This is a genomic window from Kribbella antiqua, assembly GCF_004345665.1.
Classification (GTDB): domain Bacteria; phylum Actinomycetota; class Actinomycetes; order Propionibacteriales; family Kribbellaceae; genus Kribbella; species Kribbella antiqua.
Genome location: NZ_SLWR01000011.1, coordinates 212,424 through 235,602, shown reverse-complemented (window position 1 = coordinate 235,602; position 23,179 = coordinate 212,424). Strand labels below are relative to the sequence as shown.

Here is a 23,179-nt window from a genome sequence, read left to right as displayed (position 1 = left end):
GGCAGCCGTAACGGACTCATCGGCGGTACGCCGGATATCAGCGCTGCCCCCGATGAGGAGCGCGGCGGCCAGGCAGGCCACAACTCCGACGGCCAGCAGAGCCAGCGGAAGGCCGATGGCCCGCCGGCGCCTGCGCGGCGGCTCCGCCGCGACGTGCCTCGTTGTCCTCATGTCCATCCGTTCGGTAGATCGAGTCGACGTTCCACAGCGCAGTTGCCGCCGGAGCCGAAAAGGTTGCCGCCCGTGCCGACATCGCCACGGACATGGGCGGAGCAGCGAGGAACACCCGCCCACTGCGATCGTCAGGGCTGCCAAGGCTGCACACTCGCAGGCCAGGTCGCGATGGGCACTTCGGACGAGCGGTCTCATCGCCGTGATTGAGAATCCGGAATACGTGCTTGATTTGCTTGACGGCCAAGAGTGTCGACGGCTTTGAGCGCGGACGCGCCTTGGAACACCCTTCCCTCGCCGGATCACGGGTTGTCGAGCCTCCAACCGGCTACTCCCGTCACTCCAACACCCGGTGGTACCAGTCATGGATCTGACCAGCGCAGTGGGACCAACAACGTCCCGGCGTCACCAGTTTCGACGAGGCGGCCACAGAACTCACCAGGGATCCTGCGGCGGCCGGGCCGTTGCCGTCATTCCTGTCGCGCGATCGCGCGCTGCTGCGCCTTCGTCTGGCGGTTCTGGGGACGAGGCAGGCGTCGGGGTGCAGGTCCGGGAGCTCGACCGAATCGGGAGCGCCGAGGCCGAGCTGATTCGGGCCATGCTGTCGCTCGGCCTGGGCGATCTGCCGGCCGCGGAGACTTCCCTGGCCGACACCTTGAAACGGGTGACTCCGCCGCGAAATCCGAGCGCTCTCGTGCCGGCCGGCACCGATCACCGTGGTAGTCCTGGTGGCACTCGCCGCGGTCCTGATCGGCCGCGGTCTCGACTTGCTGCGCTGATCTCTATCCCGCGAACATCTCCCGGAGTATGGCCTCCTGCTCGCTCGACAGGTTCGACTCGATTAGCTCCGGCTTCCGCAGCCCAGTCGCATCGAAGGTCCGCCGTACCTCCTCCTTGATTGCGTCGCTGGTCAGCAGGAACAGCGCGGACGTCCCGGGAGTGAGTTGATCGCGGACAGTCTTGATGAACTCGTCGTCGATCCCCACATCGGCCAGTGATCCCGCCAAGGCGCCCGACGCGGCGCCGATGGCAGCACCAGCGACCGGCATCAGAAAGACCATCCCGACGAGCATCCCCCAGAACATGCCGCCGATCGCGCCGGACCCGGTCAGACTGCGCAACTGCCGAGTCCGGGGCCGCCGCGTCTCCGGCGGCCACGACACCGACGCTGCGTCGTGCACCGTGATCAGGCCCTGCTTCGCCAGCGCCTCCAAGGTCCCGATCGCCTGATTGGCCCCGTCCCAGCTCGCAAACCTCCACACCGTCAAAGTCGACATCGCACACCCCTCTTTCCAGGCACATCCTCCGCGCCCCACCGCCAAACCCACTTCCCCCCGGCCGGATGACGTCCCGACGGCACCCTCATCCGCATGCGCGCTGGCGACATAGCGGCCTGGAGCGGCCTGGAGCGGCGCGGACGGCGCGGCGAGGCGGGAGAAGATTTCAGCGGTGATGCGCGTAGCAACGGCATCCTGCGCTGCCTGGTGCGACGATCCCCGCGAGGAGGACGAAGTACGACGGCGGCATCGGCGCGCCAACGCGCAGGTCTCGATCGCGGCGGGGCATCCCGACCCTTGACGTGGCTTCGCCTCACGGGTGGGGCTCCCAATGCACCGTTTGACTTCGACCGGATCGGGCGACGTCGCACATCTCACCCGTATCAGGCGAAGCCAGCACACCGAAGGATGCGCAGTCTGAGATGCGGAGCGGAGATGGCTGGTCGCGGCCCAGAAGACCAACATCTTGGACAACGAGCAAACCCGGGAGAGAATCATGGATCGGGTCCTTCTCACCGCCGGCTGGAGGCTGGTGGTGGCACGTGGTGTGATCGGCGTGGTCTTCGGCATCCTGGCCATCTCCTGGCCGGTCACGACCGGACTCGCGCTGGTCATGCTGTGGGGCTTCTGGGCACTGTTCGAGGGGATCGGCGCTTTGGCACAGGCGTTTCGGGTGACGACGGGCGTTGCTCGCCTCGGCTTCGCGCTGCTCGGGCTGGCCGGACTGGTCGCCGCCGTACTCGCGATCTTCAGCCCGAAGCTGACCGCGACCACGCTCACGTGGATTCTGGGAATCTGGCTGATCATTCGTGGGGTGATCGAAGGTATAGCCGCCTTCACCCGCGAGCTCGTCACCTCGCCCTGGTTGTTCCTGCCGGGCGCGGCATTGTCGGTCCTGCTGGGCGTCTTCTTCCTCGCCAATCCCGGTCGCGCGGCGGTTGGCATCGCCGTACTGCTCGGACTCATCGCAGTGGCGTGGGGCGTCGTGTTCATCGCATCGGGTCTGTTACAGCGGCCGAGGTCGGCCGTCGAGAGTCAGGACGGTCTGGCTGCCCGACGCGAGAGTTGACCAGCGCGTTCTACTCGAGAAGGGGACTGACATGTCATGCGAGGGCCCACAATGAGTAATTCCATTGAACTCGCCGAGGTTTACCGTGACTTGCACGCTCACCCGGAGTTGTCGCTGCAGGAGACCCGTACCGCCGGGATCGTAGCCGAGCATCTTGGCTCGTTCGGCTATGAGGTGTCCAGGGAAGTCGGCGGCACCGGCGTCGTCGGCGTGCTGCGCAACGGAGCCGGCCCGACGGCGCTGCTGCGCGCTGATATGGATGCACTGCCGGTGCATGAGCAGACCGGCTTGCCGTATGCCAGCACGGTCCGCGGGACCGACCACGCTGGCCACGAGGTTCCGGTGATGCACGCGTGCGGCCACGATGTGCATGTCACCTGCCTGCTGGGCGCGGCTCATACCCTTGCCGCGGATACCGGCAGTTGGCGGGGAACCCTGCTCCTCGTGTTCCAGCCGGCCGAGGAACTCGGCCAAGGCGCGCAGGCAATGGTCGACGACGGCCTGTACGACCGGTTCGGTTCGGTACGCCCGACGTCGTACTCGGCCAGCATGTAGCGCCGCTTCCTGCCGGAGTGATCGGACTGCGCGCGGGTCCGTCGTTCGCCGCCGCCGATACCTTGCAGGTGATCATGCACGGGCGGGGTGCACACGGTTCGCGGCCGGAGGTATCCGTCGACCCGGTGGTGATGGCCGCCGCCACGGTGATGCGGCTCCAGACGGTGGTTTCCCGGGAGGTGGGCGGCGCCGACACCGCTGTGCTGACCATCGGCGCGCTGCGTGCGGGTACGAAGGAAAACATCATCCCCGACGACGCCGAGCTGCTGATGAGTATCCGCACCTTTGAGCCGCGGGTGCGCGAGACCGTCCTATCCGCCATCGAACGCATCGTCAGCGGAGAAGCAGCCGCCGCCGGTGCACCGAAGCCACCGGAGCTCAACAACACCATGTCTTTCCCGGCGGTCATCAACGACCCCGATGCCGTTGCGCGCACCCGCTTGGCGTTCGAAGACCAGTTCGGCGTCCAGCTCGTCGTCGATCCCGGTCCGGTCACCGGCAGCGAAGACGTCGGCATCCTCGCCTCGACGGCGGCCGCGCCCTGCGTGTACTGGCTGCTCGGCGGAGCCGACCCGACTGCGTTCGCCGGCGCCACCGACATCGCCGCGATGCAGAACGTCGTGCAAGAGCTGCCGTCGAACCACTCGCCCCGGTTCGCCCCGGTCATCGAACCCACCCTCCAGACAGGCGTGACGGCCCTGTCGCGCGCAGCTCGGACCTGGCTGCCGAAGTGACCCATGCGAGCTCATCAGACTGGAGGCCGGCGAGCTCAGTGAGCTCGAGCAAGGCGGGCCTGTAGATGCCCGAGTGGGGTGAGTGGGTTTACGTGGCCGGCACGTGGCGACGCCTGTACAGCCACATTGCACCGAAGGCAACTGCCGCGCCACCGACCGCCGATGCACCTGCCTGCACGACCTCGACGCCGTTGTCGTCCGATGCCTTGCTGACCGTTGCGGTCTGGACGCGGGGCACCTCGTACCGCTTGTCGTAGTTCGGGTAGTTGTATTCCGGGCTGTTCGCCTCGGAGCCTGGATAGCCCGTGCCTTCGTCCGGCCACTCGGGCGGAGGAGCCGGTACGTTCTGAGACGTGGATGTGGCTTCGAGTTCTTTCGGCATGGCTGAAGCTTCGGTCGTGGTGAGGACGACGGCGCCCGTGGCCAGTGCGGATAGTGCGAGGGCTGAGTACGTGCGATTCATGATTCCTCCCTGTGGAATCGGACGGCGCGAATGGCCGCTCCGATTTCACGGTGGACTCCAAGACCACGCGCAACATCGGGTGCGATGCCTTAGAAGTCGCTCGTGTCGCCTTAGATTTCGTGCGCGTGCCGACACTTGTGGCCTGATCCAGCAGAAAGTCCGCGCGACGATCGGCAAATCAGCGGTAGTGATGACGGTCCGGACCCAGCGGTGTCGCCGACGCGGGACAGCCTTGCCCCCGCAGCTGAGAGTACGTCGCGAGGCCTGAGGGTCTAGCCAGCGTCGCACGCTAAGGTCTGGGCCTTCAGTTGTCGCGAGAGGTCGCCAATCGATCGGCGAGTGCGGCGGCCTCCACGCGGGTCGAGGTGCCGGTCTTGCGCAGGATGTTGGTGACGTGGACGCTGACGGTCTTGGTGCTGATCACAAGGGCGGTGGCGATCTCGTGGTTTGTGCGGCCGGCGACCAGGAAGGTGAGGATCTCCCGTTCCCGGGCGGTGAGGCTGGCCAGCGCGCCCTGAACTCGGGGCGTGTCCGCGATCGCGGCAGGTTCGCGAAGGGTGATGCGTGCCATCCGGGCGAGCGACTCGACCTCGTTCCGCAGTGGTTGTGCGCCGAGTTCGACAGCTGTTGCGTGGGCCTGCCGCAACAATTCGCTCACTGTGGACGTGCGCGATCCGGTCGCCAGCATGGCCTCTGCGCACCGCAGACGCGAGGTGGCTTCTGGCCAGAGCGCACCGGCCGCGTGGCATCTGTCGATCGCCCGCCGCCACAGTTGAATCTGTCCGGCCTCTCCGCGGCAGCGCGCCACCTCGGCTCGGTAGAGCGCCTTGGCCATCGCCGTGTCCACGACGTCCGGCCGCTCGGATGTGAACGGCTCGGTTGGCCATCTGGCAAGCAGTTCGTCAAGTGTGGCGAGCGCCTGTGCCTCGGCGTTCGCATCTTCAGCATCCCTAGCAGCTCGGGCGGTCTCGGCGGCAGCATGGGCAAAATCGACGAGGAGATCCTCGTTGAAGCTGGGTTTCGCCGGCACGACGATCCGGCTGTGGAGCCACCGCAGCGCTTTGCGTGGTTGCCCAGACGCCAGGAATACGTCCGCGCCGGCAGTGCTGAGGTCTGTGTGGAGTCCGGCGAAGTCCTCAGAGACCAGCTCCAGCGCCCGGTCGAGGTGTGGGTTCGGCCTCTGCCACCCGTCCACAGCGGGCAGCCAACTGTGCCGCCGTCAATCGAACCGACGCTCCCGGTATGCCAGCACAGCGTGCTGCCAATGCCGTCCGAAGCAATTCACGACACTCGTTCCAACGACCTAGCCAAAGAAGTCCCTCCGCGGCGTTGGAGGCCAGGAAATACGCCCACACCGAGCCCGCCCCGAGCACTTCTTCGAACACCTCTTGCGCCTCGGTCGTGGCTTCTCTGTCCTGCCTAGGTGCCTCAAGGCGATCCACTGCCATCTCGCGGCCTTCTCCAACCAGTCCGTGGACCCGCACGATCGCGCCAGCCGCATGGCGTCCTGCGCGTCGGCGAGAGCATCATGCGCAGAGTCCAGCGGACGGACGAATGCACGGGTGCTCAAGGCGCCGGCCAACGCGAGCTCAGACCCTGACTTCCGCGCGACCCGTACGGCCTCTTCGGCATGGGCGACTGCCTCGTCCTGCAAACCCTCCCACTTCTCCCCAGTCGCCACGCCGGCCAACGCCAGCGCACGCTCAGCAGCATCCGGGTAAGCGGCCGTGAGGTGAACAGCCTCGACGAGTTCGTCGAGCGGCGCCTTGTCGGTAGTCGAGCTGCGATATTTGGCGTCCCAGCATGCAAGCAGCAGCGTGCTGGTGAGAAGCGGCTCGGAATCCGGATCGACCAGCTCAAGCGCGTGCTCCACCAAGGTGACGGCCGTGTCGAGCCGGCCGGCCCGGCCGCAGACACTGCTGGCCCGGCGGAGTAGGTCCACGTGACCTGCGGCGGAGCCGCGAACGTCTGGCGACACTTTGTCCCACAATGAGCAGGCGCGCTCCAGGTGAATGGCTTCGACGGCTGCTGCGCGCAGTACTGCGGCGTCATCCGCCGCGGCCAGCGACCACCGGTAGGTCTCGTCGATTCTTCCAGCTCGGTGGTTGTGACTAGCTAGGTCGGCGGCGCGTCCGGGCGCGGTCACCGGGCGTGCCTCCAAGACGCGCACATAGGTCGCCGCGATGCGCGCGGCCTGACCCGGCGGAAGCTCGTCGTTCAGCACGTCGGCGAGCAGCGGGTGACGGAACCACGAACGACTCTCACCGTCCGCCTGTAGAACGCCATGATCGCGGGCCTCGGTCAGGCACGAGTACAGCAGTGCTGGGGAGATGCTGTGTTCGCTCGCCACGTCAGCCAGCACCGCGAGCTCTGTCGGGCGACCGCCGACAGCAAGCAAACGAGTGACCTGCCGCGTCATGGTCGACAGGCCGTGCCAGCTGGCCAGCAGCGCGTCCTTCAATGCAGCCGGCGCAGTCGCCGCAAGCTCTGCCTCCGTACCGGAAAGGCCACGTACGAGAAGTTCGGTGAGATACGGGTTGCCGCCTGAACGCTCATAGACCTGGATGGCCAAATCGATGTCCACCACACGGCCCAACAGAGCGTCGATCTGCGTCTCGGTCGCAGCCAGACTGATCCGATCGAGGTGAGCCTCAGTGAACAACGGCATTCGCCGCATGTCCGCGAGCCAGCCGTGCAGTGGATGTCCGTCGCCACGGTGCTCGTCGCGGCAGGTCGCCAGCAGGGCCAGGCGCTGCCGGCGGAATCCGGTGATCAGATACGCGAGTACATCGAGCGATGCCGTGTCTGCCCACTGCAGGTCGTCGATTACCAGCACGGTCGGTGCACGATCTGCGAGGCGGTGGAGAACCGTGTCGATCAGCGGGAGCAGTTGTCCCGGTTCCGTTGTTCGGGCCTCTGTCAGTCCAGGCAAGAGAGTGCCCAGATCACCGGCTCCGGACAACACGTCCATGCGGGACTCCTCGTCGGCCTGCGCGTGCCAGGCCTGCAAAGCACCTGCTACTGGCCCGAAAGGGACGGTAGCCTCGCCGAAGTGCACAGAGGATCCCCATAGCACCTGTGTTCCATCGCCCAGACCTTCGCAGGTTTTGCGGACCAGGTGGGTCTTGCCCACGCCAGCCTCCCCGTGCACGACCATCGCGCAGGGATGACCACTCGCGGCATGCTCCAGAGCAGTCACGAGCAAATGTTGCTCAATCGGTCGGCCGGCGAGCGGAGGATCCCGCCGTCGTACATGGGCGCTCCCCATCTGATCAGTGTCCACCCACCTGGCCAGCTAGCCATCCCCTCGCACACACTCTTGTCAACTCCAGGCGGCAAGAGGTCGCGCTGGCGATCCCCTCCACCGACAATGAATGCATCTGAGACTGTGCAGATGCGGTCTGACCTGGAGGTTCGCGGCTTGGAACGGGTGGACTCGAACCCCGGGTCAAGTCCCTTGGACTGTTGTAGTGCTGCGACGGTGCAGCGCGCTCCGGTTATCGAGCTCCGCGTGCCGACGAAAGCGTTGGTACCAGCACGAATCGGGGTTCTTCTCGCGGGGTCCGAAGACTCGGCCGAGTTGTGGCCACATCTCAGCGGTCGCCGGCACCACACGCACCGTGGTCATCCGTTCGGATCCTCTCCTGTTACAAGAGCATTCTGTGCGCCGCTATCTCTGGTCCGTGATCAGCCTCCGAGTGCGGCTGTGGGGATTATGGCTACTGGGCAGTGGGCGTGGTGTAGGACGGTTTGGGTGGTTGAGCCGAGGAGCATGCCTGTGAAGCCGCCGCGGCCGCGGGCTCCGAGGACGATCAGGCGTGCGTCGGCGGATAGGCGGAGGAGGTGTTCGGCGGGGTGGCCGGTGATCTGGACGAGTTCGGCGTGCTGGCCGTGGGCGCGGTCGTGTACGGCGGCTTGTAGTTCCTCTGGCGTGATGCGGTGGAGTTCGGTGTTTGGCGGCTGGGCGGCGACCACGCGGAGCTTTAGCTCGTGCCGGTGGGCGTAGTCGAGGCCGAGTTCGAGGGCGCGATCGCTGGCGGACGAGCCGTCGTACCCGATCACCACGCGGGTGCCGGACTCGCCGGCCAGGTCGGGGCGTACGACGACGATCGGGCACCAGGCGTTGGCGGCCAGGTCCAGGCCGGTCGAACCGATCAGCGCGCCGAGCATCAGGCCGAGGCCGCGGCTGCCGATGACCACGAGGTCTGCTTCCGTCGATGCCTTGATCAGAGCCGCGGACGGCGTACCGTCATCAAGCCTGCCGTCGACGGCGACACCGGGAGCGAGCTCGCGGGCCAGTGCGACGGCGGCGTCGAGGATCTCGACAGCGGCCGCGTGGTCCACGGTATGCCCGGGGAGCAGAGGTGTGACGGCTTGGATCAGGTGTAGTTCGGCTCCGCGGGAGGCGGCCTCGGCGGTCGCCCATCTGATCGCGGCCTCCGCGGCAAGCGATCCGTCGACACCTGCCACTACTGGTCTGGGTTTCACACCTTCACGATGGACCGGCGCCGGCCGCGAGTGCAGGGGCGAAGGTCCCACGACCTGAGTCCCGGAGACCTAATGCCCTGGTCCGCCCGCGCACGCCTGACGAACTTGGAGGTATGACCACCCAAAGGACAACCGCGACCGAGGCCACCGCTGTGACGCTGTGGTCCAGCGTTGTGCTTGCCGCGGGCATCGTGGTGGCGTCGGCGTACGGACTATTGGCAGACGAGCCTTATCGCGATCTTCCGGCCGCGACTGTGCTGGGTGCGCAGGCCCAGGACGTGTGCAGCATCGTGGTCGCTGGCCTGCTGGTCCTGCTCGTCCGTCGCCGTCCGATCTCCCCGCGTAGCCACCTCGCTCGGCTCGGCCTCTTGGCGTACGTCGTCTACAGCTACGCGATCTATCTGATCGGCGTCCCGATGAACCGCGTCTTTCTTGTGTACGTCGTTATCGAGTCGCTCGCCGGAGCGGCTCTGCTTGATGGATTGCTCCGGCTACGTGGTTCGGCGTGGGAACGGATCGACTCGCGGCGGCTCGAGCGCGGGACCGGCTGGATGCTGCTCGTCGTGGCGGTCCTGTTCGCGCTGCTCTGGCTCTCGACGCTCGTACCGTATGCCGCCGGAGGAGATGCTCCCGATCCGGAGGGCGTCGGCGGTACGCCGTATCCGGTGTTCGTGCTCGACCTGGTCGTCGTACTGTCGTGCATCGCTGCGGTCGGGCGGCAGCCCTGGTCTCCGGTACGACGTTGCAGCTCGGGCGCGATGTGGGTCCGTCAGCGGTGTTGCTCGCGGTCAGCGTGTGGCTGGCGGTCCGCTGGCTTCGCGCCCTGCGTCCTGATGAGCACCGGTTCCTCCGCCCGAGCCTGTGGGAGGACTGACGGTGCTGCAGACGTACCGCTCGACCAGCTGGAACGGTCCGCTGTTGATGGATGCCTCGTTGCGCCAGGTCATCGTGGTGTCGTCGACGAGGTGCCAGAACAGGCGGATCCGGACGGGCTTCCGCCCGATCGTCTGGAAGGTGAGCAGATCGCCGTCGATCTGGCCGCGCAGGATCTCGGTGTGCCCGTAGTTGTCCGCGATGGCGGCGCGGTACTCCTTGGCCTGCGGGTCCCAGCCTGCAACCCAGTGCAGTTGCCAGCGGAGAACAAAGGTGCCGTCGGCAAGGAACTGGTCCTGCCAGTAGTCCCCGACGATCCACAGACCGTCCTGAATCACCCGGTGGACGCCGCCACCGGTAGCGGTCATCGCGGGACTGTCGGGGCCGAGTGCGCCGGCCTCGATCGTTCCGGTCCAGGTGACATCGCGGTGGAAGCGCGCAAGCGCCGTCATCTCGGCTCCGGCGCGAAGTGGCATGGCGATCGTGTCGGTCATCGGGCTCGCCTGTTGAGGGTCTCCTGCCAGGGGCGGCGGGGGGTTAGGCCGGTTGCCTCGGCTGGGTAGCCGATGCGGATGATCAGGTGGGGCCAGGTGTCGCGGCCGATCAGCGAGCGGACCTGATCGCGGAGGGGTGGGTATTCGACTGCCTGGTTGAGGAATGATGCGGCCAGGTCGTGGGAAGTTGCCATGAGCAACACTCGCTCGAGTGCCAGGCCCGCTCGTACCCAGGCCTGCTCGTCGTCCTGCACGGTACCGAGGACCGCGATGATCGGCGCCGACTCGAAGACGGCCGTGCCGCGGCGTGGGTGGTCGGCGCCTGCGGCGAGGTCCCGGATGGCCGCGGGACGGGCCGGTAGCGGGCCGAGGGCGGAGTTCGGGACACCTTCGGAATCGCGGTCGCCGCCGATCCACTGGTCACGCTCTTGCAGTCGGTCTTCTTCGTGTACGTCGCGGTCGTCGGCAGCCCGGATGATCGAACCGAGGCGTGCGCGCTGCTCCTGGTCGAGCCAGGCCAAGTCAGCTTGTTCCGCCTTCGCTGCCTCGCTCAGCCGCTGCATCAGCCAGGGCGAGATCGGCGCGTCGACCATTGGACCGCGATACGTGAAGCGCCGGCCCAGTTCGCCGTACAGGGAACTGAGGCCCGCGACAGGCGTGTTCCGCGAAGACAGGAAGATCCGCACGACCACATCCGGCACGGCGGGATCGGGGTCGATCGCCAGCGTTGTCTCGTGGCCGAGCATGGCGGCGGCGACGCGGAGGTTGAAGGCCGCGGCGCCGAGGCCGACGCGGACCAGTCTGTTGGCCGGATCGGCTACGGGCAGGGTTCGGTCGGTGTCCAGCAGTACGTCGATCACCGGGCCGTCGATCTCGAAGCGCCAGGGTTGGGTGTTGTGCATCGAGGGTGCCTGCCCGGCCGCGGTGAGCAGGATGCCCACCTCGTCTTCGGTGATACTCATCGGGCGTGGTCGAGTTGGTGAACGCGGCGTACGACGGTGCCGAGGACTCGGATCACTGCGAGCGTCTCGTTGATGTGTAGGTCCAATTGGCCGGTCTGGCCCGGCCTCACCAGTTCACGCTGGAGATCGTCGAGCAGGTCGACCGCCTCGAGCCTGACCAGATCGTCGTCCCACCGATCGAATTCGCGGACCGGCGAGTCGGCTGCGTCCATCGTCATGAGTCCTCCTCACCCTTCAGCCTGCCGCGGTGTCTCACCGCCGGGCAGCGGCATGGGTCCCGAGGAGCCAGGTCCTTCGGCCCTGCTGAGTTCGGCGAGGTGCGAATGGAATGGAGGTGATGATGTTCGAACCGGTCAGGATCTGAGAAGGCTTGCGGCGTGGTCGGGGACCTGCGTCTGCATGTCGCGGGGAGTGCGTTCGTAGCCACCGGATGGTGGCCGCGGCGGCAGTTCCAGCGGCGGGCGTTGCACCTCGTGGTACGGGATGGTGGACAGCAGGTGGGCGATCATATTGATGCGCGCCGCGCGCTTGTCCTCGCTCTCGACGACGTACCACGGCGCCTCCGGGATGTCGGTGTGGACGAACATCTCGTCCTTGGCGCGCGAGTAGTCCTCCCACCGCGAGATCGACTCCAGGTCCATCGGGGAGAGCTTCCAGCGGCGCATCGGGTCGTCGAGCCGGCTGCGGAACCGCTTCTCCTGCTCGCCGTCGCTGACCGAGAACCAATACTTGCGCAGCAGTACGCCGTCCTCGACGAGCAGCCGCTCGTAGATCGGGCACTGATGCAGGAACCGCGAGTACTCCTTGCTGGTGCAGAACTTCATCACCCGCTCGACACCGGCCCGGTTGTACCAGCTGCGGTCGAACAGCACGATCTCCCCGGCCGCCGGCAGGTGTTCGACGTACCGCTGGAAATACCACTGCGTGCGCTGCCGCTCGGTAGGTGCGGGCAGTGCCACGATCCGCGCGACCCGGGGATTGAGGAACTCCGTCACCCGCTTGATCGTGCTGCCCTTGCCGGCCGCGTCGCGCCCCTCGAAGACGACGACCACGCGCGCACCCTCGACGCGAACCCACTCCTGCAACGTCACCAGTTCGGCCTGCAGCCGCAACAACTCGCGCTCGTACAGCTTCTTCGGCAGCCGTCCATCCTTTGCACCCGCCATCGCTGTCCTCCCGTGGATCCCGGATAGAGCGAGAGTACGTCGAGTCCGCGCAGTCAGGCCTTTTGGCGGGCTGGGCGGTGACCACGGGCCCTGCCGGGAGCGGGCCGGTGGCGGGACGATCTGACCATGTCCAGGTTAGGGACACCACGAGCGCTCATCGTCTTCGAGTCGATGTTCGGCAACACACACAAGATCGCCCTTGCGATCAGGGACGGCCTGCGGGACGTCATCACCACCGAGTTGGTGCGTGCCGATCAGGCGCCGGCGGAGATTCCAGCGGACGTCCGGCTGCTGGTCGTCGGCGGCCCGACGCATGCCTTCAGCTTGAGCAGGCGCTCCACCAGGATGCAGGCAGCCCAACAGGACCAGGTGATGATGCCGCCTGAGACCGGCATCAGGGAGTGGCTGCAGGGATTGCCCGATCGTACGACGCAGACGACGGCCGTCACCTTCGACACTCGGGTCGCCAAGGTACGGCGACTGCCCGGATCGGCCGCTCGGTCGGCCGGGAGGCTATTGCGGCGTCGCGGCTTCACGCTGGTCGCCGCCCCGGAAAGCTTCTTCGTGCATGACATGACCGGGCCGATCGAACCGGGCGAGATCGACCGGGCCCGCGCCTGGGGCAAGGAACTGGCGGCCGAACTCAAGCCGCAGCTTGGAAGGAGACATCATGCCCAGGCAGTTCGGTATCGCGGTCGGTATTGACGCGTCGTGGGCCAAGGCAGGAGCCGTGGACTGGGCCTTGCTGGAGGCGAAGCTCAGTGCCATGCCGATCAAGGCGTTCCACGTCGTGGAGAGCAAGGCACCGGCTGGGCCACAGTTCGCGGCCCCGGGCGAGAGCCAGGGCGCCCAGCGACTCGGCAGCAGCGTCAGTGACTACCTGACTCAGCACGGCGGGGGTCTGACGTACACGGTCGACGTACTGGCCGGTCCGTCGGCGCGCACGCTGGCGCGAGCCGCCGAAGAGTCTCGGATGCTCGTCGTGGGCCGGCACGGGCACGGACTGCTCGGCCGGAGGCTGCTCGGTTCTACGGCCGAGGCGGTCGCTCACGAGGCACACATACCGGTCGTCGTGGTGCCGGACGAGTGGCAGCCGGGAGAGCCGTCCGCACCGATCGTGGTCGGCGTCGACGAGTCCGAACAGTGCCACTCCGCCATCGAGTTCGCGATCGGTCTGGCGGAGGAGCGCGGCGCCCCGGTCCGGCTCGTGCACGTCTGGGACGTCCCGAGCATCTACACCTGGGATGCGACGCCGGCAACGGGGACCGTCGCCGAGTGGCGGCAACACAACCAGCAGCGACTGGAGAGCACAGCCCAGCTGTGGCGGGACAAGTACCCCGAGGTCGTCTTCGAGACCGAGAACCGGCGCGATCATCCGGTCTTCGGCTTGGCCGACGCCATGCGCGAAGCAGCGGGTCAGTTGCTCGTCCTGGGCGGCCGCAACCACAACCGGCTGGTGTCCCTGCTCCTTGGTTCGACCGCGCGCGGCGTACTGCATCACGCGTCGTACCCACTGGCGATCGTTCACGAGCCCCGGGCCCGCCACCGGTCAGATCACGAGTAGGCCCTGATCCACGCCATGTGAGCGCGCGCAACGTATCTGCGGCCTCCGACACTTTCCGCTACGCGCTGGAAGGCGCCGGTACGACGCCCAACTGGGTCAGCCAGCTGAGTTGGTCGAGCACGTTCCAGTGCCGGACGATCCGCCCGTCGCGCACGCACCTACCGCTACCGCGTCTACAAACCAGCCGTAACCGGCCTCCTCGCCGGCTACTCAACCACCATCACCGTCACCGCAAGATGACCAACAGAACGCATCGGTCTAGCAGGGGGTGGCGGTGCCCGTTGGGGGAGCTTGCACGGACTTCTTCAGGGTGCGGATGCGGTCGATCATTGCCTTGGTGTTCGGGTCCTGCTCGAGTTCGCCGTACAGGGGTTGGACGGCCTGGTCGAGGGCCTGCAGGTTGGCGGGCGTGGCGGTGACGATCTTGCCGCCGCGGTTGCAGTAGGCCGCGGCGTAGGCGGACTCTGTGGCGCGGTGGCTGAGCACCCACTGGAGTGTTGCGGCCGCGGCGTTTCGTAGTACGGCTTGATTCTCGGGCGAGAGTTCGCCGAGCAGGGCGGAGTTTGCGACCAGAGTGTTCATCTTGGTGGTGAAGGTGACGTTGGCGGTCGCGATTCCGGGGACGGGCAGGGCGTCGGACAAGACGAATCCGGTCTCGGCGCCGCCGAGGGTTCCGTCCCGGACGCCGGCTCCGAAGGCGTCGCCGACCAGGTCGTCCGGCTTGCCGCCGAGCGCTCGAACGGTCGCGTCGCCAAGGTCTGATTTCGCTGCACGGATGACCTTGCCCTGGAAAGCGGCTGGACTTACGAGCGCCGGACCGAAACTGAACGGGTGGCGCAGACCCTCGGGCATCAGCGCAAGCCCGGTGGCCCCGTCCTCGGTCAGGCCGGCCATCAACTCCGCGGACAGGTCTTTACTGGTGACGATCTTGTCGGCCAGCGCATCCGAGGTCACCAGGAACGGTGCGCTCAGAGCGCGCAGGCTCGTCACGCCCTCGGTGTCCCAGGCCCGGCTGGGGATCATCGCCAGGTCGAGCTTGCGATCCTTCAGCATCCGTGCGACGCCCTGGTCCCATTGCCGTACGTCGTGGCCCGCCGCTTCCCAGACCGGGTAGACGAGCAGCTTTCCGCCGGACAGCGTCCTCACCTGCTCGACGAACTGCACGATCGCCAGGCCTCCCGGCTTACCGTCGTCGTCGGCGGTTCCGAGCTTCAACGACACCGGGCCGGCATCCTCGACGTCCTCGGTCTTCGGCGAGTTTCCACTGCACGCGGCCCCTGCCGCGAGCACGGCAACGGCAAGTGGCAGCGTCCAATAACGTGGAATCCTTCTCATCACAGCCCCCCAAAAAGGACGAGGGCTTGGCCGAACTCGGCCGCGCATTTTCGGTGCACTGTCGATACCCACGTCAACGCGAGCCCTCACAGGCTCGATAACACCACCGGTGCCAATACGCATCGGCGGCTCCCTGCCACAGTCGCACTGTCCTAGGTCGCCCGCCACCTCTCGACCCACGAAACATTTCAACGCTCGAACCGGGATCAGAGAAAGCGCGCTCAGCTCTGTTCATTGCCCGGAATTCAGGCGCACCGTCGCAGGAAAGGGCATCCATGGTGTTTGGGGGGATGAGAACGTGGACGGACGGGTCCGTCGGCCCTGCAACTCCGCTGAGAGTCACCCACTGGCGGTCATTTCAGGCGTTTGTTTCTGCCATTTGGTGTGAGGCATTCAAATGAATGTCGAGTCATCCAATTGATTCATTCCGTCGCCACGGTTGATGTCGATACACGTAGTACCGGATGCTCGGTGGAGCATGCTGGAGAGTGCCGCTGGATCGTTTGCCAGGAATGTCGTCCGCGGTGCCGCTGAGCTCAGCGAGGGCGGTGAGTCTTGAGGAGCCATTGGGCCATCTCGATCAGGGAGAGGCGGCGGGCGGCGGCTTGCTGCCGCAGCAGCCCGAGAGCCGCGCGCGCCGTCACCTTGTGCCGCTCCATCAGCAGTCCCTGCGCGACGTGTATCGGATGGTCCCGGTAGCCGGCGAGCGCGCTGTAGTCAACGAGGACTTCGGGATGTTTCGGGAGGGCCATGAGCCCGCTCGCCTTCTGCGGCGCTTTCGGGGCGTCGCGTGAGCCGTCGGTGGGCACAGCGAACAGGTCGCGGTGCCCCTCAGTTGGCAGCCGGTCCAGTTCACAGTCCAGATCTGCGCACGTCCAGACCACCAGATGTTGCATACACCGTCCATCCAACCGGGTGCCCATCCGCGGCCGGATCATGCACCGAGCCAAGTGGTCGACGCTGTACAACCCAAGTACGCCGACTATGCCGGCTGCGGTTGTCAGCGGTACGTCGAGGACGCTGCGAACTCCGAGTGAACGCACCTTGGCGGCCCAGTCGGGCCAACGTCTACAAGCCAGCCGCAACCGGCCTCCTCGCCGTATCACCATCACGGCAACATAGTCCGTTGCCGCCGGCACCTATTCGACTGAACGCCAGCACGCGGGTCGATCGGGTCGCTCCGGTGAATATGCGGCCTTCGACGGTGCGTCGCAGTTGCTGGGCGCCCCGACCCTCCGAGAAGGGATTCCCGACATCCTCACCTTCGCCGGCTGAAGGCTTCGCTGGAGGGGTTCGTGGGTACCGGGGGCTCGCCAGGAGGTGATTCACCATGGCTACGCAGGCACGGCATGTGACGGTTTGGATCGTGGCGGCAGCTGTCATCATCGCACTCGTCATCGCGCTCATGCTCCTCGCCGGATCCGGCGGTGGAGGCGGGGGCGGCGGTTACTGATTTAGGTCGGTCAGGCAACGATCTGTTGTCAGGCGGTTGCTTGTAGCACCAATACGGGCGCCGCTCCGGGATCGCTTGCGCACCAGGCGTATTCGCGTTGCTCGTCTGAACTGCGCGGGCGCATGGTGAAGGGGTGGATTTCGAGGCGGCGGTGATCGAGCTCTACGGGCTGGCCCCGGAGAAGTTCACTCAAGCCCGGAATCAGTTCGCCAAGGCGGCGATGGATCAGGGCGATGGACCGGCCGGTACGGCGCTGAAGGCGTTGCGGAAGCCGACCCTGGCGGCCTGGCTGGCCAATCAACTTGTGCGGGTCGCGCCGGACGGGATCCATGAGCTGACCGCACTCGGTGACGACCTGCGAGCAGCGCACCTCTCCGCAGACGGTGCCCGGTTACGCGAACTCACGCCCCACCGCCACCAGCTCGTGCAGCGGCTGGTCCGAACCGCCGTCGCCCACGCCAACTCGCTCGGCCGGTCGATCAGCGCCGACGTCATCCAGCGGCTCACTGAAACACTGGATGCGGCTTTGGTTGACCCCGGGGCCGCGCAGCTGTTGCGCACAGGCCAGCTGACCAGCGCGCTGCGGCATGTCGGCTTCGGTGTGGTCGACGAGACCGGTGCCCCGGCGAAGCTCGCCCCGATCAAGCCCCGCGTCGTCCGCAGGAAGCCACCGGTAGCCAAGCCGGCCAAGACCAAGAAGCCACCCATCACCAAGGATCAGCCAGCGCAGAGACGGCGCGCGGAGCTCCGCGCACTGGCTGCCGAGGCTGAGAGCGAGTACGCCGAAGCCGCTGCCGCACGAGCCGCTGCCGAAGCCGAACTCGACGCCACCCAACATCAACTCACCGACCTGCAAGCCCGCATCCAGCAACTCACCGAAGACCTCAACCAAGCCCGCGAACAACTCCAGCTTGCGCGCCGCCAAATCCCACGCCAGCAACGCGCCCTGGACCGCGCCACCCGCACCGCCGACAACCTGGCCCGCCGCCGCGACACCACCCGCCAACGCCTGACCAACCTCGACTGAACGCCCAAGACCGACGCTCACCTCGGACCAGTCCAGACCCAGCGCGAGGACCCAGGTGTTTCCGGCCGATACCCGAGCGGCCACCCCTGGATGTCAGCAGCCGTGCGACCCATGCGTTCGGCAGCGCGCCGGAGCTCCTCCCAGTCCGACACAAAGAACACCTGCCGATCACCCGGCCCACCAACCAGCATGACCGTCGGCTCGCTCCTGATGCCCGCCATCAGCGACGCCCACTCGTACCCACCCTTGAACTATCACCCCAACCACCGACAGGGCGCATCGGCGGGCACGGAGTGTAACGATCGGCTACCCGGGATCACGCGGGTGCGCAACCCGTTGGCGGTGGTCAGCAGCCGATACCTGATCCGGCCACTGACACGTCATGGGTTCAGGGGTCCGCCGGTTTCAGGTGGTCGCGGCGCGCCAACGGATCGTTCGTACGGAGCACGGCGCCGACCTGTGGTCAGAGCAGAGCTGACTTCTGGGCGTCGCTCAAGAACGATGCTCGGATCGAGTTGGCCGCCAGCGTGTGGAGCGTCTCGGCAGGGAGCCCGAGCGCCTCGTAGCTGTCGTCGACATATCCACCGAAGTACGCCGGATCGTCGGAGTTCACGGTGACCAGCAGGCCGCGCTCGAGCATTGTGGGCAACGGATGCTGCGAGATGTCGGGCACCACTCGGAGCCGCACATTCGACAGCGGGCAGACCGTGAGCGGGATCTGCTCGTCCGCGAGGCGCCGTACGAGCTCGTCGTCTTCCAGGCTCCGGATGCCGTGGTCGATTCGCTCGACCTTCAAGAGATCAAGGGCCTCCCAGACGTAACTGGGCGGACCTTCTTCACCGGCGTGCGCGACGGTGTGAAGACCCTCGGCCCGCGCCTTGGCGAACACGTCGACGAACTTCGACGGCGGATGCCCGACCTCAGCCGAATCCAGCCCGATGCCCAGTACGGCGACACCGCTGGCTAGGACCGCGTCGAGCGTACTCATCGCCGACTCGGCACTGTGATCCCGCAGGATCGACACGATCAGCCCAGTGCTGACCCCGAACCGCCGTTGCGACGCGGCGAGCACGGATCCGACCCCGTCGAGCACGACTTCGAGTGGCACCCCGCGGCTGGTGTGGGCCTGCGGATCGAGGAACACCTCCGCATGACGGACACCGGCGACGACCGCCCGAGCCAGGTAGGCCGACGTCATCTCGGCGAAGTCTTCAGGTGTCTGGAGCGTCGCAATGTTCGCGTAGTACAGGTCGAGAAAAGACTGCAGATCGTTGAAGTCGTAGCGCGAGGCCAGGTCGTCGACGTCCGCATAAGGCAGCCGGATGCGGTTCCGGTCCGCGAGCTTGAGGATGGTCTCCGGTTCGAGCGTGCCCTCGAGATGAAGGTGCAGTTCGGCCTTGGGTAGTTGCCTGATCATCGGATCAACTCCGCGGTGACGAGGTCGAGGAAGCGGTCGTAGTCGAGCGCGGTGGCGATGGTGATCTGCGGCATCTCCGTCCAGGCATGATGGTTGCGGCGATCCACCACCGTCATGCCCCGGGTGAGCTGGTCTCCGAGGGCAATGTCGCACAGCACCGTGTCCGTTTCGACCATCGCCGGGTCGATGACCGCGGCGATCGCCGTACTGTCGATGAGTGAGCAGTAGGACTGGTATCCGCGCCCGTTGACGAAGTCCACCACACGTACGGCGAACTCTGCCTCCGGCCGGTCCGAGGCCCGAAGCTTGTCGAGATCGGCCGGACGGAAGTTGATCCGCGGATGCGTGCCGACGTCGAGTCCGACCGCCAGCAGGTCGAACCCGGCATGGAAGACCCGGCGGGCCGCCTCGGGATCGACGAAGACGTTCCACTCGCTGACCGGGTTCGCGCCGGTTGCCTGCGACCACGCGTACGGCGTCACGCCGAACGAACCACCGATGATGACCAGGCGGCTGACCTTCTCCGGCAACAGGGGGTCGAGGTCCAGCGCCGCGGCGACGTTCGTCATCGGCCCGAGCCCACAGATCGTGATGTCGCCGGGATGAGCGTTGACGGTGTCGACGATCAGCTCCGCAGCCGTCCGTACGTCGAGACGCCGCAAAGACTCCGGGAAGTGGGACTCCGCGAGGCCGTCGGAACCGTGCGAGAAAGGGTCCACCGGATAGTCGCCCGCAGAAGGCTCGAGCGGTCCCTGGGCGACCGGGAGGTCAGCGGCACCGAGCAGGTCGAGCACCCTCAGAGCGTTCGCGGATGTGCGGTCGGCCGGCAGGTTGCCGGTCACGGCCGTGATCGCCCTGATGGTCAGCAGCGGCGATTTGTGCGCGACGGCAAGAGCGATCGCGTCATCCATGCCGGGGTCGGTGTCGATGAGCACGTTGGTCACATGGGTTATAAAAGCATAACCTTAGGACCAAGAGGAGGTTCCGGGTGAAAAAGATCGCGATCCTCTCGCATGTCGTCATCGACGAGATCCATCGACCAGGCGAGACCGAAAGTGTCGAACAGATCGGCGGCGCGGGCGCCTACGCGGCCGTCGGCGCCAGCCTTGTCAGCGAACCCGGCCGCGCGCTCATCGTCTCCGGGGTGGGACGGGCGGATCGGCCGGCGATCACTGAGTGGGCGACATCGCGCGGCATCGATCCGAGCGGACTGTTCGACGTCGGCGAGCACAGCCCACGGACTCACATCGAGTACTTCGACGACGGCGATCGAGTGGAGACACCGGTCTACGGCCTCGAGCACTTCGAGGCGCATACACCGCTCCCGCGTCACCTGCCACAGTCGGAGCTGGCCGGTGTGTATCTCTTCCACGCGCACGAGGCGTCGTACTGGGATCAGGTCGGTCAACTGCCCCACCCGATCCTCTGGGAGATCTCCCGCGACTCCTGTCACCCGTCGCACCTGGCACGGGTTCGCGAACTCGCCGCGACCATCGACGTGCTCTCGATCAACGTCGCGGAGGCCGAGGCGCTGCTCGGTGACAGCCGTCTGGCCGACCTTGCCCCGATCGTGGTGCTGCGCGCCGGCGAGCGCGGATCCCTGGTGATCAAAGGATCTGAGCGCATCGAGGTCCCCGCCATCCCGGTGATTCCCAAAGACCCGACGGGAGGAGGCAACAGCTACTCGGGAGCCTTCATCGCCATCTATGCCGCGACCGGAGACCCCGCCGCGGCCGGGCGTGCCGCAGCGGAGGCCGCCGGCGTCGTCGTCTCGTCGGCCGGTACTCCAGCAGTGATCAGAAAGGCATCTTCATGACCGAATGGGATCCGTCCGCGATCTACGACGGCTACAAGTTCGCGGGCAACGTGCCCAAGCGCGGCCTCCTGATCGACGGTCGGCCTGCACTGTCGCAGTTCGATCCCGGCAAGGTCGCGCGCTATGTCCTGCTGACCGTCCGCGATCCGCTCTGTGCGTACGACGACGACCCGGCAACGCAGCTCGCACGACGGATGGACGACGCCGAGCAGATCGGCAAGTCCGGCATGTTCACGACCTGGACCGGGAGCTACCAGGGCGTTCCGATCACGACAGTCTCCGGCGGCAGCGGATCGCCCGAGGCCGAGCTGATCATGCACGAACTGCTCGAGTTCACCGCAGCGGACACCTTCATCCGGGTCGGGGGATCCGGCGGCATCCATCCCAGGGTCGAGCCCGGTGATGTGGTCGTGAGCTCGGGTGTGGTCCGGGATGAAGGTATGACCCGGGCCTACATCCCCGCGTCGTACCCGGCGGTGAGCTCCTACGAAGTCGTCGTCGCGATGTCGCGCGCGGCTGAAAGACTCGGGCAGACCTATCACGTCGGCGTCACCCGATCGAGCGACAGCGACTTCTGCGGAGTCGGGCGTCCGAGTGTGGGCGGCTACTTCCAGCCCTGGCACCTGGAGATCTTCGAGACCTGGGCCCGCGCCGGTGTGCTCAACGGCGATCGTGAGTCGGCCGCGATCGTCACCCTCGCAGCGCTCTTCGGCAAGCGCGGTGGATCGGTGTGCTCGGTCGCCGACAACGTGATCGCGAACAAGCCGTTCCAGGCCGGCGCCGGCCACCACTCGAGTATGGACATCGCGCTCGAAGGCGTCGTCGAGCTGGCCGCGATGGACGCCGCGACCGCGGAGGGCAGCCGATGGTTGGGAATCGCTTGACACCCTGAGATCAATGGTCCTACGGTCAATACAACCTAACCAATGATCCGTTTGAGCAGCGAGGCCCGGCCATGAAGAAGAAGCGCCTGATCGCGATCGTGTCTGCCGCAGTCCTCGCCCTGGCCGGCTGCTCGAGTGGTGACTCGGGGTCTGGCGGCTCTGGCGGCCGCCAGACCCTGCAGTTCTGGTTCTGGGGCGCGCCGCCCGATCACCAGGCCACGATGAAGAAGGTCCTGATCGAGGGGTTCAACCAGAGCCAGGACAAGTACACCCTGACCGTGACGTTCAACAACGCCGTGGACAAGAACATCCAGGTCGCGCTGAGCGCCAACAAGGGCCCGGACGTCGTCTACGGCTCGGGCCCCGCGTTCTCCGCCGCGTACGCCGTCCAGGGCAAGCTCGCCGACATGACGCCGTACTCCGAGAAGTACGGCTGGGAGAGCCGGATCCTCGACCCGATGTACAAGTCGGGAACGGTGAACGGCAAGCTCTACTCGCTGCCGAACTCGATCGAGGACATCGGGGTCTTCTACAACAAGAAGGTGCTCGACCAGCTCGGCGTGAAGGTCCCGACGACCTTCGCTGAGCTCACCGCGGTGATGGACAAGGCGGCGGCCGCCGGCCTGCATCCGTCCGTCACCGGTAACCAGGGCTGGAAGCCGGTCAACCAGAACTACATCAGCCAGTTCCTCACCGTCGACGCGGGCGGCAAGACCGTGTACGACGCTCTGCAGGGCAAGATCCCGTGGACCGATCCAGCGATCGTCAAGGCGGTCGAGGAGTCCGCGAAGTTCTACCAGGCCGGCTACCTCGGCGGTAAGGACTACCAGACGCTGAACTTCGACACGTCCATGCAGTTGCTCTCGAAGGGCAAGTCGCCGTTCTTCATCGGTCCGAGCCTGGCATTCCAGTTCGCATCGACGTACTTCAACGACAAGGCTGGCAACGTCGCGGACCTCGGGTACATCCCGTTCCCGACGATCAACACCTCGCTGCCGTCGCCGTACTACACGCTCGGCACCACCGCGTCGCTGTCGATCAACGCCGCCTCCAAGAACAAGGACGGCGCCGCCGAGGTGATCGACTACATGCTGAGCGACTCGTTCGCCAAGGAGATGAACAAGGACTGGCCGGGCTACTGGGCCGTTCCGCTGAAGAACTTCAACCTCGACCCGAACGACTACACCGGTCTGTCGAAGCCGTTCGTTGCCTCGATCAAGAACACCATCAAGGGCGTGAACGACGGCCACTACGGCTTCTTCGCCGGCACGTTCTTCCCGCCCGCGACGGCGGCCGAGTTCACCAACATCGACTCGGTCTGGCTCGGTCGGGAGTCCGCGCAGGACTTCCTCACGAAGGTGAACACGACCTTCCAGGGTGAGCTGGAGAAGAAGCTGGTGCCGCCGCTCCCGGAACCGTCCAGCTGACGTG

General features: G+C 66.4%; 24 protein-coding genes. 11 read left to right on the top strand and 13 right to left on the bottom strand.

From position 1 onward, the window contains the following. Positions 1-953: 953 nt before the first annotated feature. The gene (locus EV646_RS29490) at positions 954-1,448 is read right to left on the bottom strand and encodes a DUF1269 domain-containing protein (RefSeq protein ID WP_132154320.1); all 495 of its coding nucleotides are present in this window, start codon (positions 1,446-1,448) and stop codon (positions 954-956) included. A gap of 172 nt (positions 1,449-1,620) precedes the next feature. Between EV646_RS29490 and EV646_RS40725 the strand changes: the two genes are divergently transcribed. The 4 genes from EV646_RS40725 (at position 1,621) to EV646_RS39545 (ending at position 3,806) form a co-directional block, all read left to right on the top strand. Then, positions 1,621-1,749 carry a hypothetical protein gene (locus tag EV646_RS40725; RefSeq protein ID WP_277875142.1) on the top strand — a complete coding sequence of 43 codons (129 nt, stop codon included), beginning with the start codon at positions 1,621-1,623 and terminating at the stop codon, positions 1,747-1,749. A gap of 195 nt (positions 1,750-1,944) precedes the next feature. Then, entirely contained in the window at positions 1,945-2,517 is a 573-nt protein-coding gene (locus EV646_RS29485; protein ID WP_132154318.1) for an HdeD family acid-resistance protein, read from the top strand. A gap of 51 nt (positions 2,518-2,568) precedes the next feature. Beyond that, positions 2,569-3,072 carry a M20/M25/M40 family metallo-hydrolase gene (locus EV646_RS39550; protein ID WP_199237262.1) on the top strand — a complete coding sequence of 168 codons (504 nt, stop codon included), beginning with the start codon at positions 2,569-2,571 and terminating at the stop codon, positions 3,070-3,072. A gap of 74 nt (positions 3,073-3,146) precedes the next feature. Continuing rightward, the gene (locus tag EV646_RS39545; RefSeq protein WP_241996414.1) at positions 3,147-3,806 is read left to right on the top strand and encodes a peptidase dimerization domain-containing protein; all 660 of its coding nucleotides are present in this window, start codon (positions 3,147-3,149) and stop codon (positions 3,804-3,806) included. A gap of 88 nt (positions 3,807-3,894) precedes the next feature. Here EV646_RS39545 and EV646_RS29475 read toward each other — a convergent pair whose 3' ends face one another. The 8 genes from EV646_RS29475 to ppk2 form a co-directional block, all read right to left on the bottom strand. After that, positions 3,895-4,269, bottom strand: coding sequence for a hypothetical protein (locus tag EV646_RS29475; protein ID WP_132154316.1), 375 nt, complete (start codon positions 4,267-4,269; stop codon positions 3,895-3,897). 304 nt (positions 4,270-4,573) lie between these two features. Continuing rightward, complete coding sequence (locus EV646_RS40315) at positions 4,574-5,464, bottom strand: helix-turn-helix transcriptional regulator (protein ID WP_241996403.1); 891 nt, start codon at positions 5,462-5,464, stop codon at positions 4,574-4,576. 108 nt (positions 5,465-5,572) lie between these two features. Then, positions 5,573-7,537: an ATP-binding protein gene (locus EV646_RS29465; RefSeq protein ID WP_132154314.1), complete on the bottom strand. Its 1,965-nt coding sequence runs from the start codon at positions 7,535-7,537 to the stop codon at positions 5,573-5,575. A gap of 419 nt (positions 7,538-7,956) precedes the next feature. After that, positions 7,957-8,757 (bottom strand): universal stress protein, encoded by an 801-nt coding sequence (locus tag EV646_RS29455; protein ID WP_158291043.1) that lies wholly within the window; start codon positions 8,755-8,757, stop codon positions 7,957-7,959. A gap of 788 nt (positions 8,758-9,545) precedes the next feature. Further along, positions 9,546-10,124: a DUF1579 family protein gene (locus EV646_RS29450; protein WP_132154310.1), complete on the bottom strand. Its 579-nt coding sequence runs from the start codon at positions 10,122-10,124 to the stop codon at positions 9,546-9,548. Further along, positions 10,121-11,086, bottom strand: a complete 966-nt coding sequence (locus tag EV646_RS29445) for an Acg family FMN-binding oxidoreductase (RefSeq protein ID WP_132154308.1) — start codon at positions 11,084-11,086, stop codon at positions 10,121-10,123. Before EV646_RS29445 ends, EV646_RS29450 begins: the two co-directional genes overlap by 4 nt. Beyond that, positions 11,083-11,304: a hypothetical protein gene (locus EV646_RS29440; RefSeq protein WP_132154306.1), complete on the bottom strand. Its 222-nt coding sequence runs from the start codon at positions 11,302-11,304 to the stop codon at positions 11,083-11,085. Before EV646_RS29440 ends, EV646_RS29445 begins: the two co-directional genes overlap by 4 nt. A gap of 135 nt (positions 11,305-11,439) precedes the next feature. Continuing rightward, on the bottom strand, positions 11,440-12,252 hold the full coding sequence (gene ppk2 / locus EV646_RS29435) for a polyphosphate kinase 2 (protein WP_132154304.1): 813 nt from the start codon (positions 12,250-12,252) through the stop codon (positions 11,440-11,442). Between the two features lie 126 nt (positions 12,253-12,378). Between ppk2 and EV646_RS29430 the strand changes: the two genes are divergently transcribed. Both EV646_RS29430 and EV646_RS29425 read left to right on the top strand, forming a co-directional pair. Then, on the top strand, positions 12,379-12,957 hold the full coding sequence (locus EV646_RS29430) for a flavodoxin family protein (protein WP_199237260.1): 579 nt from the start codon (positions 12,379-12,381) through the stop codon (positions 12,955-12,957). Then, the gene (locus EV646_RS29425; protein WP_132154302.1) at positions 12,923-13,816 is read left to right on the top strand and encodes a universal stress protein; all 894 of its coding nucleotides are present in this window, start codon (positions 12,923-12,925) and stop codon (positions 13,814-13,816) included. Before EV646_RS29430 ends, EV646_RS29425 begins: the two co-directional genes overlap by 35 nt. 258 nt (positions 13,817-14,074) lie before the next feature. Here the strand turns inward: EV646_RS29425 and EV646_RS29420 are convergent, their stop codons facing one another. Together EV646_RS29420 and EV646_RS39010 are read right to left on the bottom strand one after the other, a co-directional pair. After that, positions 14,075-15,151, bottom strand: a complete 1,077-nt coding sequence (locus tag EV646_RS29420) for a TRAP transporter substrate-binding protein (protein ID WP_158291042.1) — start codon at positions 15,149-15,151, stop codon at positions 14,075-14,077. 536 nt (positions 15,152-15,687) lie between these two features. Beyond that, positions 15,688-16,047, bottom strand: a complete 360-nt coding sequence (locus EV646_RS39010) for an ANTAR domain-containing protein (protein ID WP_158291041.1) — start codon at positions 16,045-16,047, stop codon at positions 15,688-15,690. A gap of 434 nt (positions 16,048-16,481) precedes the next feature. Between EV646_RS39010 and EV646_RS40720 the strand changes: the two genes are divergently transcribed. Both EV646_RS40720 and EV646_RS29410 read left to right on the top strand, forming a co-directional pair. Continuing rightward, positions 16,482-16,604 (top strand): hypothetical protein, encoded by a 123-nt coding sequence (locus tag EV646_RS40720; RefSeq protein ID WP_277875141.1) that lies wholly within the window; start codon positions 16,482-16,484, stop codon positions 16,602-16,604. Positions 16,605-16,737: 133 nt separating this feature from the next. Continuing rightward, positions 16,738-17,631 carry a hypothetical protein gene (locus tag EV646_RS29410; protein ID WP_132154296.1) on the top strand — a complete coding sequence of 298 codons (894 nt, stop codon included), beginning with the start codon at positions 16,738-16,740 and terminating at the stop codon, positions 17,629-17,631. Between the two features lie 463 nt (positions 17,632-18,094). On the opposite strand, the gene EV646_RS29405 is transcribed toward EV646_RS29410, so the two are convergent. Both EV646_RS29405 and EV646_RS29400 read right to left on the bottom strand, forming a co-directional pair. Then, positions 18,095-19,048, bottom strand: a complete 954-nt coding sequence (locus tag EV646_RS29405) for an adenosine deaminase (RefSeq protein WP_132154294.1) — start codon at positions 19,046-19,048, stop codon at positions 18,095-18,097. Further along, on the bottom strand, positions 19,045-19,992 hold the full coding sequence (locus tag EV646_RS29400; protein ID WP_132154292.1) for a nucleoside hydrolase: 948 nt from the start codon (positions 19,990-19,992) through the stop codon (positions 19,045-19,047). The genes EV646_RS29405 and EV646_RS29400 overlap by 4 nt, the downstream gene beginning before the upstream one ends. A 44-nt stretch (positions 19,993-20,036) precedes the next feature. Between EV646_RS29400 and EV646_RS29395 the strand changes: the two genes are divergently transcribed. From EV646_RS29395 to EV646_RS29385, 3 genes are all read left to right on the top strand, one after another. Continuing rightward, positions 20,037-20,864 (top strand): carbohydrate kinase family protein, encoded by an 828-nt coding sequence (locus tag EV646_RS29395; protein ID WP_132154290.1) that lies wholly within the window; start codon positions 20,037-20,039, stop codon positions 20,862-20,864. Beyond that, on the top strand, positions 20,861-21,748 hold the full coding sequence (locus EV646_RS29390) for a nucleoside phosphorylase (protein ID WP_132154288.1): 888 nt from the start codon (positions 20,861-20,863) through the stop codon (positions 21,746-21,748). Before EV646_RS29395 ends, EV646_RS29390 begins: the two co-directional genes overlap by 4 nt. A 71-nt stretch (positions 21,749-21,819) precedes the next feature. Then, a complete protein-coding gene (locus tag EV646_RS29385) occupies positions 21,820-23,175 on the top strand; it encodes an ABC transporter substrate-binding protein (protein WP_132154286.1) in 1,356 nt (451 codons plus the stop codon). Positions 23,176-23,179: the final 4 nt, after the last annotated feature.